Genomic DNA, 12,525 nt, shown 5'->3' on the forward strand with positions numbered 1-12,525 from the left:
TCGTTCATCCGATGCTTTGGCTGACCGACAGCAGGGCGGTCATGACCGAGACGATGAGCCCGCCCACCACGACGGAGATGGTGACGATGGCGGCCGGGCCGATGACCGCCACCACCTTGCCGAGGGCGCGCTGGAGCTTTTCCTCGTAGAAATCGGCGATGCGGCCGGAGAGCAGCGCGAGCTGCCCGGTCTCCTCGCCGAGGCGCAGCATGCGGATCGCCATGGGCGGCAGGGCATCGCCCTGCGCGAAGGCGTCCGACAGCCGCCCGCCGTGGCGCACCTTGTCGGAGGCCGTCGCCCAGGCGGAGGCGTCGTCGCCCGCCGCCATCACCTCGACGATGATGCGCAGCGCCGTCGTCAGCGTCACGCCGTTGCCGAGCAGGATCGAGAGGTTGCGGCAGAACACCGCCGAGCGGCGGAACTGGAGCACCGTGCGCACCAGCGGCAGGCGGGCCAGCGCCCCGAGGAGGCCGGCCCGCGTCGCCGGCCGGCGCAGCACCGCCCATCCCGCGAGCGGCAGCAGCGCCATGCCGGCCGCGACCGCGCCCGCATGGGCCTGCAGGATGTCCGACAGGTCGAGCAGCACCTCCACCGCCGGATCGAGCTTGGCCCCCATGTCGCGCAGCACGCTGGAGAATTGCGGCATCACGAACAGCAGGAAGAACACCAGCACGCCGCCGGCCGCGACCAGGACGAAGGCGGGATATTGCAGCGCCTCGAGCAGCTTGCGGCGCAGCTCCTCGGCCCGGGCGCGCTCCTGCGCGAGCAGTTCGAGCACCCGGTCCAGCGTGCCGGACGCTTCTCCCACCCGCACCAGGGCCACATAGACCGGGGGAAACAGCTTCGGCTGGGCGGCGACCGCCTCGGCGAAGCCGGCGCCGGAGAGCACCTCGGCCCGGATGCCCGCCGCCACGGCGCGCATGCGGCCGAGGTCGGCGTCGCCGCACAGGAGCTCGAGGGCCTCGTCCAGCCGCGCCCCCGCCTTGAGCAGCAAGGCGAGGTCGCGGGTGAACAAGGTCACGTCGGCCGCGCGCGGGGCGCCGAAGGACAAGCCGAAGCGGCCGGCCGATGCCGCCTCCCGTGCCGGTGCCGTCTCCACCGGCACGAGGCCGAGAAACTCGATGCGCTGGCGCACCTCCGCCTCGGTGGTGCCGGCGATCCGCCCGGTGACGAGCTGGCCGGCCTGGGTCAAGGCCCTGTAGGTGAAGTCGGCCATGGCTCTCAGCGCACCGTGGTGACGCGCAGCACCTCGGCGGCCGAGGTGATGCCCGCCCGGCACTTGGCGATGCCGTCATCGAGCATGGTGGTCATGCCTCCCGCGATGGCGGCCCGGTCGAGCACGCTGGCGCCGGCATGGCGGTCGATCATCTCGCGGAGCGTGTCCGACAGGGTGAGGATCTCGAACACCCCCACGCGGCCGCGATAGCCGGAGCCGCCGCAGCGCTCGCAGCCCGCCGGCTCATGGACGGTCTCCCCCGCCTCAAGCCCCAGCGCGGCATAGCGCGGGTCGTCTTCGATGTCGCGGGCCCGGAGCGTGTGCGGCCGCTTGCAGCGGTCGCAGAGCTGGCGCACCAGCCGCTGGGCGATCACCGCCCTTAGCGTCGACTTCAGCAGGAAGCCCTCCACCCCGAGGTCGAGCAGGCGCGGCACCGACGCGGCGGCGGTGTCGGTGTGGAGGGTGGTGAGCACCAGGTGGCCGGTCAGGGCGGCGTGCACGGCGATGTGCGCCGTCTCCGGATCGCGCACCTCGCCCACCATGATCACGTCCGGATCGTGCCGCAGGAAGGCGCGCAGCGCGGTGGCGAAGGTCAGGCCGATGGCCGGGCGCACCTGCGACTGGTAGATGCCGCGGATCTCGTACTCCACCGGGTCCTCGATGGTGAGGATCTTGCGCGAGGGATCGTTGAGGATCGACAGAAGGGTGGCCAGCGTCGTGGTCTTGCCCGAGCCGGTGGGGCCGGTGACGACGATCATGCCGTGCGGCAGGGCGAGCAGGCGGGCGAGGGTCTCGGCGTCGCCGGGCGACAGGCCCAGCCGGTCCACGGTCAGCAGGCCCCGGTCGCGCGGCAGCAGGCGGATGACGGCGGCCTCCCCGTGCTGGGTCGGCATGATGGCGACGCGCACGTCGATCTCGCCGCGCCCCAGCCCCAGCCGCGCCGCGCCGTCCTGGGGCAGGCGGCGCTCGGCGATGTCGAGGCCGGCGAGGATCTTGATGCGGGAGATCACCGCCTGCGGCAGCACGTCGGCCGGGGCCGCCACCGGGCGCAGCAGGCCGTCGATGCGCATGCGCACCTCCATGGAGCCGCGGAAGGGGCCCACATGGATGTCGCTGGCGCGCAGCTCCACCGCCTTTTCCAGCAGGTCGTTCACCGCGCGCACCACCGGGGCGCCGCTGGCGAGGTCGCGCAGGCTGTCGATGTCGTCGGCGGCGCGCGCATCGCCGGGCCCCGCGGCCGCCGCCGCCTGCGCCTCGTCCGCCCCCAGCCGCTCGGCGAGAACCGTGGCGATGTCCTCGAACGAGGCCACAGCCAGCGCCACCTTCTCCCCGAGCACGATCTCGGCGGCCTGCACCACCGATGCGTCGGTGGGATCGCCCACGGCGAGGCACGCCGCTCCCCCGGCCGCCCGGTGGGGCAGGGCCGCCACCTCGCGCAGGAAGCGCGGCGAGAAGGCGGAGACCAGCGGCGCCGCCGCCATCAGCTCCGCAAGGCCAACGCGCGGCAGGCAATAGAAGGCCGCAACCGCATCGGCAAAGTCGCCGGCGGTGAGGTCCGAGGATTCCCAGATCTTCCGAAGCTGCCGATCCTGGTGCGCCGGGCCCACGCCGGCATCGAGATCGCCGGCCTGCGGCTCCCCGGTACGCGGCTCGCTGACATGGATGAGGCTGCCATGCGCCAGATAGCTCATGAAGTCGCCGGTCGCCTCGACAGCCATCCCTCGCATCCCCCGGGCGCGACCACGCCCACACGCTCGCCTGTACGGCTCATTGGGAACGAAAGCGCAGATCCGTTCGCAGGGACGTCCGCAAGATGGCGTCGACACCCCTCGGACACGTCGTCGTCGGGCTCGTCGTCGCCTCACCGATCTGCCGCTGCCGACAGGCCGCTCCCCACCTAGGACCGGCTGCCCTTCATGACCCCGCCGCGCGGCGATTTTGCATCTCCTCAGGACCCCACGCACTAAGCTAAATAGAGGATAGGAGACCCCTGCCCGCTGCACCTACTGTCGGCGGGGCCTCTTGCGTGGACCGGAGCTGCGCGCGCTCGCTCCGCGGAAGTGACGTTCGCGGCGGTAAAATTCGAGATCGGATGCTCGATTTTGTCGGCGCATGCGGCTTCGCTTTAGCTCGAACAAAACTGAGATAATCAAAGGGGATCGGGGGGAGATTGCGGAGAGATCGGCGACACGGAATCGCGCGCGCCGGGAGCTTCGGGGGCTATCTGTGCGTGCTGCTCGTTGGGGCCAGCCTCACCGGGTGCTCATTCCTGCCGGAGGACACGCGGTCGCCCGGGGTCTTCGAGCAGGTGCGTTCGCTGGACCTGTCGCCGCGCCAGACCAAGCCCGTGCCCGCCCAACAGGATATCCCCGACGATCGCCGCGCGGTAGAATATTACGCCACCGGCAGTGCCCCCGCCGTCGCCGAAGGGGCCGCTCCCGGCGGTGGTGGCACAGGCGGCGCCAGCGGCAGCAGTGACGGCTACGACCTCGCCTTCGACAATGCCCCGGTCGCCACCGTCGCCAAGGTGGTGCTCGGCGACATTCTCGGCCTGGGCTACCTCATCGATCCCAAGGTGCAGGGCACGATCAGCCTCGCCTCCGCCCGCGCAGTGCCGCGCGCCGATCTGCTCTACGTACTGGAGACGGCGCTCCGATCCAACAACATAGCCTTGCTCCGCGATGCCGCGGGCTACCGCCTCGTGCCCCTCAACGAAGCCGCGGGGGCCGGCGGCGTGGACGTGGGCACCGGGCGCCCGGAGGCGGGATACGGCCTGTCCGTGGTGCCGCTGCGCTACGTTTCCGTGTCCGCGCTCGTGCCCCTTTTGGACGGATTCGCCACCCAGGCCGGCACGGTGCGCGCCGATCCCGGCCGCAACCTGCTGCTCATCCAGGGCACCGCGGCCGAGCGGCAATCCGCGGTCAACACCGCCCTGTCCTTCGACGCCGACTGGATGCGCGGCCAGTCGGTGGGCATCTATCCGATCCGCAACAGCACGCCCGAGCCGCTCATTTCCGAACTCGAGAAGCTGATGGACACCGGCGAGAGCGGCATGAGCCACAATCTGGTGAAGTTCCAGGCGGTGAACCGCCTCAACTCCATCATGGTGGTGGCGCGCAAGCCCGAGCTGCTCAAGACCGCGGCCACCTGGATCACCCGCCTCGACCGCTCCGACACCACGGTCGGGGTGCGGGTCTACCGCCTGCGCTATGGCGAGGCGAAGCAGACGGCGAAGGTGCTCAACGACCTCTTCGTCGGCAGCGCCTCGTCCGGGCTGGACCAGGCGGCGAGCCAGATCGCCCCCGGCGGCGGCATGTCCACCTCGTCCAGCGGCGGGAGCGACGGTGGTGGCGGAGGCAGTGGCGGCCTGAGCGTGACGCAGCGCCTCGGTGTCACTCCCCCGGCGACCGCCGCGGGGACCGGTGCCGGTGCGGACACCGCCACGGCCATGACGGGGGGGGCCGGCGGCAACAATGCGGCCCTGCTCCCCGGCGTGAGGATCACCGCCGATTCCGTGAACAACTCGCTGCTGATCTTCGCCAGCCAGGAGAACTACCGCATCATCGAGCGCACGCTGATGCAGCTCGATCAGCCGCAGCTCCAGGTGGCCATCGAGGCCACCGTGGCCGAGGTGACGCTGAACGACACCCTGGCCTACGGCGTGCAATTCTATCTCACCAGCAAGAACCTCGGCCTCGGGCGCAACAACGGCTCGGTGCTCAACACCTTGTCCAGCGCCGTCACCGACCAGGCCATCAACCGCGTGCTGCCCGGCTTCAACCTGCTCATCGGCCGCGAGAACCAGCCCCAGGCGATCCTCGATGCCCTGCACACGGTCACCGACGTGAAGGTGCTGTCCAATCCCTCCCTCGTGGTGGTGGACAACCAGCGGGCAACGCTTCAGGTGGGCGACGAGGTCCCGGTCTCCACCGGCAGCGCCACCGTGCTGACCTCGTCCAACACGGTGGTCAACACCATCGAGTACAAGAACACCGGCATCATCCTGCACGTGATGCCGCGGGTGAACGTGAACGGCCAGGTGCGCCTCGACATCGAGCAGGAGATTTCCAACGTGGCGCAGACCCAGGCGACCGGCAGCGGCAGCTCCGGCTCGACCAGTTCGAACCTCACCCCCACCGTGTCGCAGCGCAAGGTAAAGAGCACCATCGCGGTGCAGAGCGGCCAGACGGTGCTATTGGCGGGCCTCATCAGCGAGCGCCGCGACGGCATCCGCCAGGGCGTGCCCATCCTCGACCAGATCCCCGGCGTCGGCGACGCCTTCGCCCACACCAACGGCACCGTCCGGCGCACCGAACTCATCATCTTCATCCGCCCGCAGATCATCCGCGACAACACCGACGCCCACACGGTGGCGGAGGAGCTGCGCGCCAAGCTGCGCGGCACCATCGGCGTCCTGCCGGGCGGGCCGCAGCCGCCCCTGATCAACAGGTGAGGGCGTCATGTGCGCCGTCCATTCCACACGCCGGGCCGGCGGATCACGCTCGGCCATCGCCGGGCGCGCGGTCCTCGCCGTGGTCTGCGCCGGCGCCATGGCGGCCAGCCTTGCGGCGGAACCGAGCGCCATCGCCGGCCTCGCCGCGGCGGCCCTGGTGCCCGTCCTCGCCGCCATCGCGGTCATCGACGCGCGCTGGTATCTCATCCCGGACACCTTGAACGCCGCCGGGCTGGCGCTCGGCCTCGTTCATGCCGCAGCGGTGGCGCTGGACCCGCTCGACGGGGTGCTGACGGCGCTCGCGCGGGGGTGGTGCTGGCGCTTCTGTTCCTCGCCCTCCGGCTCGGATACCGCGCGTGGCGCGGGCGTGACGGGCTGGGCCTCGGCGACGTGAAGCTCGCCGCCGTGGCAGGCGTCTGGCTGGAAGTGGCGGCGATCCCGGTGGCGATCGAGATCGCCGCCCTCGCCGGCCTCCTCGCCTACGGGCTCGCGCAGGTGATGCGGCGAGGCTCGCGCCGCGCCATGCTGAGAGGCTACGACCGCCTGCCATTCGGGCTGTTCTTTGCGCCGGCCATCTGGATCGGCTGGATGTTGGACCGCTCGCTTCTCCTGCCCTGGTGAGGCCGGCCCGCGGGCGGGGGTGAGGGGACGGCACGCGCCCTCCCCTTTTGAGAGAAGGAACGGGAGGAAGAGATGACGCGCATCGGCCGGCATGGCCTTCAGGGGACCTGTGGGGCGCTCGCCATCGCCGTGGCGCTCGCCATCGCGCCGGCCGCCGAGGCCGGCCCCACCGCCAATGCCTACGCCCTCTACGCGCGCGGCGACTTCCAGGCCGCCGCGGCGCGCCTGACCCCCCTCGCCTTCGCCGGGGACGCGCGGGCCCAGGGCCTGCTCGGCTTCATGTATGAAAAGGGGCGCGGCGTGCCGCAGAACTTCGTGGCCGCCGCCGCCTGGTACAGCTGCGCCGCCGATCAGGGCGAGGCCACGGCCCAGTACCTCCTTGGCCTGCTCTACGACAAGGGCCATGGCGTCCAGAAGGATGTGGTGCTGTCGCAGAAATGGCTCATCCTCGCCGCCGCCCGCGCCTCCAGGCAGGAGCGCGACGTCTACACCCGCCTGCGCGACGCGGTGGCCACCAAGATGAGCCCCGCCCAGCGCGCCGTCGCCCAGCAGCTCGCCCTCGAATGGAGCCCGGCACCGCCGCGGGCGATCTCCATGGAGCCCGTGCCGACGCCCCTGCCGTTCCTTCCCCGCCTCCTCAATCCCACCCCGTCGGCCGACTGACACGACGGCTCCGCCGGGACGCGTCTTCCCGTTTCACGGGATGGGAGGAACCGCACTGGGCCCGATCGACATTCAGGGCGCGCGGTTCTTCTCTTGAGCCGCCGTCATGGCCGGGCTTGTCCAACGCGCCTTCTTCACGCGAGCCGACATCCGCTCCGCTCGAAGTCGTCTTCCCTCGAAAGGGCCACCGGCAAAGGAAAAGGGCGGGAGGCTCGGCCTTCCCGCCCTTTTCGCGCGCTCTTTGCCCCGAGGACCACGGCCTCGACGGTTCGAGCCGGCCGGACCGTCGAGCGGCCCGGCCGGGTGAGATGGCGCCTCAGTTCGGCTTGCGCGTGCTGAGGGTGAAGGTGGGCTTGTTCTGCTTCAGCGGATCCTTCAGCTGCGCCCGCTCGACGATGTACTTGCACCAGTCGTCGCCGGGGTTCGTGCAGGAGACCACGGTGGGATCGAACTGATTGGCCGGGGTGGACGTGAACTGCGGCCAGATCTGGAACGGCATGGTGCCGGCCGTGCTGAACTTCAGGATCTTGAACTTGTAGAGCTTGCCCGTCTTGTCCTTGAAGGTGATGGGGCACGGCGCGACGGCGGTGCGCGGGTCGATGCCCATGACGCCGCCGTCCTCGGTCGGGAACTCCTTGTCGGCGGTCTCGCTGCAGATGCCGTAGGCCGCCCAGCCGGTGTCGCCCTTCAGGTAGCCGGGGGTGACGGCGGCCGTGTACCAGTCGTAGTAGGGCGGCAGCTTCTGCGGCACGCGCTTGTTGAGGGGCAGGCCGGTCGGACCGCCGACGGCGAGGATCAGACCACTGCCCGCGAAGCTCTGGAAGCTCTCGTGGTCGTCGATGGAGAAGGCATAGGCCGACATGTCGAGGTAGCCGTCGGCCACCTTCCCATGGATCAGCTGGGAATAGGGGTTGAAGCGCTGGATACCCTTGGTCCCGAACTTGTCGAAGTCATACTGGATGGTCATGTAGTTGACCGGAGCCATGCCGTTCTTGTCCGGCGGCTGCTCGGTCAGCGGCAGGTCCGGCACCATGGCCGTGGTGCAGGCGCCGCCGGCCCCCACATTGTCCACGCGGAACGGCACCCAGCCATGCAGGAAGCGCATGTAGGTCTCGAGCTCGGGCAGCATGCTGGGTGGGTCGGGACGCATGAACTTCGGCGAGCTCGTCGCCTTGAAGCACTTGGCGAGGTAGATCTTGTAGCTGTCGTCCATCGCCTTCTTGATGGGCAGATACCAGTCCTTCATGCCGGGTTGGCAATTGGTGTAGGGCGCGGTGGTGCAGTTCTGCCAGTTCACCTCGATGGCCCGGAAGTCCGTTGGCAACTTGGTGCGGTCGAACGGCTTGGACAGGGGAATGATCTCGGGCAGCTTGGTGTCGCCGTCGACGAACGCCGGCTCCATGTAGTAGTTGAACGCGGTGAGCGTCGAGGGCACGCGGATGCCGGCGTTCGGATAGCGTCGCTTCTTCGTCTGCGCATTGATCGGATTGTTGTAGATGGGCCACTTGGTGGCGTTCGTCTGGTCCGCGTTGGCGCCGGTGAAGGCGACGAGGCGCTTGCGGAACTCGTCCACCCCCATGACCGAGCCCATGAAGCCGACGTCGTTGGTCGGGCGGATGGGCGCGAGCGCGACGGGAAGATAGAGCTGGTCGACGTTGGAGACGTTGTAGCCGACATTGAGGTCGATCAGCGTACCGCCGTTGCTCACCGACAGCACGTTGGCGAACGTCCACTCGTTCAGCTGGAATGGCGTCTGCGTGCGGATGGCGCTACCGATGATGGTGGGCTGGATGCGGTAGACGCCCAGCTCGGCCGGGACGCACTTGTTCGTGCCGGAGGCCGGCGCGCACTTCGGCGAAGGGCCGTTGCCCGCCACCGGGAATACCTGCTTGCCCTTGTTGCCCGAATTGATGGTGTAGCTGTCATTGAGCGCGGTCTGGTCGTCGAAGAGGTAGATGCGCGCGCCACGCCACCAGTCCACATACTCGTCGGCGGCCTTGTCCTTGACCTGGTCGAGCTTGGTCCACCACGGCAGCATCACCGAGGCGGTCTCGCCCTTCTTGATGCCGGTCTTGGGGTTGACGTAGATGTAATAGTCGCTCTTGACCGGGAAACACTTCGTCGGGTTCGCCAGCGCGCGCTGCAGCCAGACGTCGCCGATGCAATTGTTCATCGCCTCGGTCAGCTGGATCGAGCCCTGAATGATGGCGTAGACCGTCGCATTCGTATTGTTGACGATGCGAATTTCCTTGTAGCACTCCTTGTCGTTCGGCGCGGTGCAGTTCGGCGGAGCGATGCCCGGCTTGTCTTCGGCCGCGTTGGCGACCGAGGCAAACGTGCTCAGGGAGGCCACCGCCAGCGCACTCAGGGACAAGGCGCGCAGCGTTCTCCCCGGTTGATGACTTGTACCGGCTTTCATCGAATTTGCTCCCTCTTCATTCCTGGTTCCAAATCGCTCCCGCGTCGCCCGGGCGACGGAGGGGACGCTCGATCACGCGTGCGGGCGGGCCGCCGTCGGCCTGCCGCCTGGGATTTCGGGTTGGTGAAGGCGCGCGCTGAGCGCGACGGCACGGCCGAAGGGCGCCCGCAAGCACCCGCACGAAGCAGCGCACGGCTCCCGGGCGGCAGGCACGCTCCGTTCGGGGCTTCCCGGCCGCGGCCCAGCCACCGGCGTTCCAACTACCGGCGTTCCAAGACGATGCCGGCTCGGACCCGCGCGAAGCGGGAGACGGGGAAGGTGCCTCGCCACCCAGCAGCACCCTGTTCATTTCGCAGCCCTCACTCCCAAGGCCTCCTCCGGAGGCAAGGCGCACCTTCTGACGGGTGCTGCCGACATCCGGGTTTTTGATTGTGAAAATTACCGAAGCAGATCGCGCGGAAGACAAACGATGTAATTCGTTATTGTGACTATGGAACTACAATGTATCCGACAGCGACAGGAGGGGTTTTACGCGCCGAGATCCCTCTCAGGCGGCACTGAAGCTATGTTTTGCTTCTACCGCGGGTCGCGCCGGCTTTCCGGCTGATGCCGTTTTTGTGCGGCGCCACGCCCCCATCCGCCATTTCCATCCCCCATCCCCAACTCCGGAGGTTCTGCCGATAGCAGAATCCGAAGCATGTGAACGATAGGGAAGCAGGAACAGCCCTCCTATCCTCTAAATAGAGGTGGCCTTAAGCCGTCAGGCCGCCGGCTTCAGCCACAGGCTCATCAATTCAGCCCGGCTCCGGACGCCGAACTTGCGGAAGATGTTGGTAACATGCTGATGCGCCGTGGAAGTCGCCATGCCCATCTCGCGGGCGACTTCCTTTTCCGACGCTTTGGTCAACAGGAATTGCAGCACCTTGTGCTCGGTAGGCGTCAGCGGCGAGGAGGCCATCAGCAGGCCGCTGCTCAGCATCAGGTGGCGATGGAACCACTTGATGCCCCGCAGCGCATAGGCGAGGCGGGCGATCTCCGCCTCGGCGAAGGTCCGCCGGGAGTAGAAGCCGAAATGGGATTCGCAGTCCCGGGTGAGCGGGAAGGCCACGAACACCGCATCCTGGGTGCCGACCGAGCCATAGTGGCGGTGGAAGAACGGTGTTTCGAACCATTCGGGCGGCAGCTCCCGTCGCAGGGAATAGGTCCTGAAGGTCCCCACGCCCCGCAGCGGCAGAAGGAAGGAGGGGTCGATCTCCCGCCGGTCCCAGAGGCGCAGGGTCTCCTTGAAATGCCCCTCGTCCGGAAGCGGCTCGACCGGCCGCAGGGCCTGCACGGCAGCGACGCGCCATCCCTGCAGCAGGTCGTTCGGGATCCCCGCATCCACGCGGATGGCACCCGCCCACGTCGCATTCCACGCGTGCACCATGTCGGCCAGGCTGGACATCAGGTGCGCGGCCGCCTGCGTCGATTGGCTGGCTTCGAAGTCCGACACCTCGTCCCAAAGGCGATGAACGTGCTCTTGGGTATCCAGGTACATGATAAATCGCGCATTGGAGTGCCACAGGAACTCTTATGTAGCGCGCCGCGCGCGCCATGTAATCAGCTAAGCCACAGCAGCATCGGGGCACCGCGCAGGCGGGGCGTGAACTGCTCCGGCGCATGCCAGCGGCCCCCATCTCCGCAGGCCTTGCCCTTGGTCTTCTCCCGGCTGACGGGTGTCCGTCGCCATGAAGCGGACGGATGAAGCGCGCGCTCAATTGGGACGAGTGGACCGCCCGCTCCCCAAAAGAACAGGCGCGGCGTGCGCGAAGATCGCCGGCACGTGCCGGAAATACACAATTCTTCCGGTGATTTTCAATACATCTAAAAACTAGACGGCGGTACGAAGGTGCCTGAACGCCAAATCCCGAAGACAGCCCCTATCCCTTCGCCGGCAGCGGCCAGGTGCGAATCTGCTCGGCGACGGACGGGTACCTTGCCGCGAGTTCGTCGGCCTTGCCCAGTTCCACATCCTGCGGCTCGACGCCCGGCCACTCGGTCGAGCCGCCGAGGAACCAACGCCGCGGACCGGTGACGCGCGCGGTGTGGAAGGTGCCGCCCGGAATGAACAGCTGCACCATGTGCCCGGCCCGCAGATCCGGACCGACCATGTGCTGCTGCGTCGAGCCGTCGGCCAGCATCAGGAGCACCTCGATGGGGTCGCCGAGGTAATAGTGGTAGAACTGGTCGTTCCTGATGCGGTGCAGCTTCACCGGCTCATCCGGGGTCAGCATGAAGAACAGCGCCGAACCCATGGGCCGTCCATCGGCGAACGGCGCCGGCAAGCCGCCGGGCGCGATCCGCTCCTTGCTCACGAAGGTCAGCCGCACATAGCCGCAGGTGGCGTTCGGCTCAAGGTCGAGAAGCTTGCGCACGTCCTCGTAGGTCAGCTCCTGATGCATGGGCTCCCCCTGCGCCATGGTGCCCGGAGCGACCAGCGTAGCGCCGGCCATTGCGGCACCGGCGATGACATCGCGTCGGCTGTGGTCGGACACGGCGGCCTCCCGGAGACGTTCTTCCGCAGACAACCACACTGCGCAGATTATGCCAATTGGCGCCGCCGCTTAGCCAGCGCCGGCGCCATCCGGGGCGGACGGTGTCGAAACGCGCCCCTCGATCGGGACGCGCTCCCCATCGCGGCTGCGGCTGGCGCATGTCGGCGCGCGGGGTCAGGACCGCCGCGCCCGAACCAGCACGCTTATGGCGAGCAGCACGGCGGACGCGGCAATTCCGGCCGCGACGACGCCGGCAGGCGTCCAACGCGCGCTCGCCTGAATCGTGATGCTCTTGCCGACCCTCACGTCCCAGGTCGCCTTCATTTCTTCCGGGTGCCAGGGGACCGATGGCTTCTGATCGTTCGGCTCGGCGCTCATGTGATCCTCGCTGTCCCAACGACCCAATAACCTGGAACCGGCGGCATGGCGATTGCATCGAAGCATCGGCGAATTCATCGCTGTTGTTCTGCGACAGGGGCGGCCGATCCATGGATGACCGAGGCTGCGGGCCTGGCGAACGCCGTTTTTTCGGATCAGGCCCGGTCCGGCCCTCGCCTGCCCTCGTGGCGGGAACTGTACCCGTTCGTGTTCGCACTCCGACCTTTCATGCAGATCTCCT

General features: G+C 68.4%; 10 protein-coding genes. 4 read left to right on the forward strand and 6 right to left on the reverse strand.

The features are described from left to right. Positions 1-4 precede the first annotated feature (4 nt). Positions 5-1,216, reverse strand: a complete 1,212-nt coding sequence (locus tag EZH22_RS24145; protein ID WP_203192918.1) for a type II secretion system F family protein — start codon at positions 1,214-1,216, stop codon at positions 5-7. A gap of 5 nt (positions 1,217-1,221) precedes the next feature. Continuing rightward, a complete protein-coding gene (locus EZH22_RS24150) occupies positions 1,222-2,934 on the reverse strand; it encodes a GspE/PulE family protein (protein ID WP_203192919.1) in 1,713 nt (570 codons plus the stop codon). A gap of 512 nt (positions 2,935-3,446) precedes the next feature. Between EZH22_RS24150 and gspD the strand changes: the two genes are divergently transcribed. The 4 genes from gspD (at position 3,447) to EZH22_RS24170 (ending at position 6,953) form a co-directional block, all read left to right on the forward strand. Further along, complete coding sequence (gspD, locus tag EZH22_RS24155) at positions 3,447-5,669, forward strand: type II secretion system secretin GspD (RefSeq protein ID WP_231711127.1); 2,223 nt, start codon at positions 3,447-3,449, stop codon at positions 5,667-5,669. Between the two features lie 7 nt (positions 5,670-5,676). Then, positions 5,677-6,063, forward strand: coding sequence for a hypothetical protein (locus tag EZH22_RS24160; RefSeq protein ID WP_203192921.1), 387 nt, complete (start codon positions 5,677-5,679; stop codon positions 6,061-6,063). After that, positions 5,982-6,290 (forward strand): prepilin peptidase, encoded by a 309-nt coding sequence (locus EZH22_RS24165; protein ID WP_203192922.1) that lies wholly within the window; start codon positions 5,982-5,984, stop codon positions 6,288-6,290. Before EZH22_RS24160 ends, EZH22_RS24165 begins: the two co-directional genes overlap by 82 nt. A gap of 72 nt (positions 6,291-6,362) precedes the next feature. Next, positions 6,363-6,953, forward strand: a complete 591-nt coding sequence (locus tag EZH22_RS24170; protein ID WP_203192923.1) for a tetratricopeptide repeat protein — start codon at positions 6,363-6,365, stop codon at positions 6,951-6,953. 316 nt (positions 6,954-7,269) lie between these two features. Here the strand turns inward: EZH22_RS24170 and EZH22_RS24175 are convergent, their stop codons facing one another. The 4 genes from EZH22_RS24175 to EZH22_RS24190 form a co-directional block, all read right to left on the reverse strand. Continuing rightward, a complete protein-coding gene (locus tag EZH22_RS24175; protein WP_203192924.1) occupies positions 7,270-9,327 on the reverse strand; it encodes a hypothetical protein in 2,058 nt (685 codons plus the stop codon). 805 nt (positions 9,328-10,132) lie between these two features. Further along, the gene (locus EZH22_RS24180; protein ID WP_203192925.1) at positions 10,133-10,909 is read right to left on the reverse strand and encodes a helix-turn-helix transcriptional regulator; all 777 of its coding nucleotides are present in this window, start codon (positions 10,907-10,909) and stop codon (positions 10,133-10,135) included. 382 nt (positions 10,910-11,291) lie between these two features. Next, the gene (locus tag EZH22_RS24185; protein ID WP_231711128.1) at positions 11,292-11,906 is read right to left on the reverse strand and encodes a cupin domain-containing protein; all 615 of its coding nucleotides are present in this window, start codon (positions 11,904-11,906) and stop codon (positions 11,292-11,294) included. 174 nt (positions 11,907-12,080) lie between these two features. Continuing rightward, on the reverse strand, positions 12,081-12,284 hold the full coding sequence (locus EZH22_RS24190) for a hypothetical protein (RefSeq protein WP_203196841.1): 204 nt from the start codon (positions 12,282-12,284) through the stop codon (positions 12,081-12,083). Positions 12,285-12,525 lie beyond the last annotated feature (241 nt).

Origin of the sequence: Xanthobacter dioxanivorans (assembly GCF_016807805.1) — a bacterium.
Lineage (GTDB): Bacteria > Pseudomonadota > Alphaproteobacteria > Rhizobiales > Xanthobacteraceae > Xanthobacter > Xanthobacter dioxanivorans.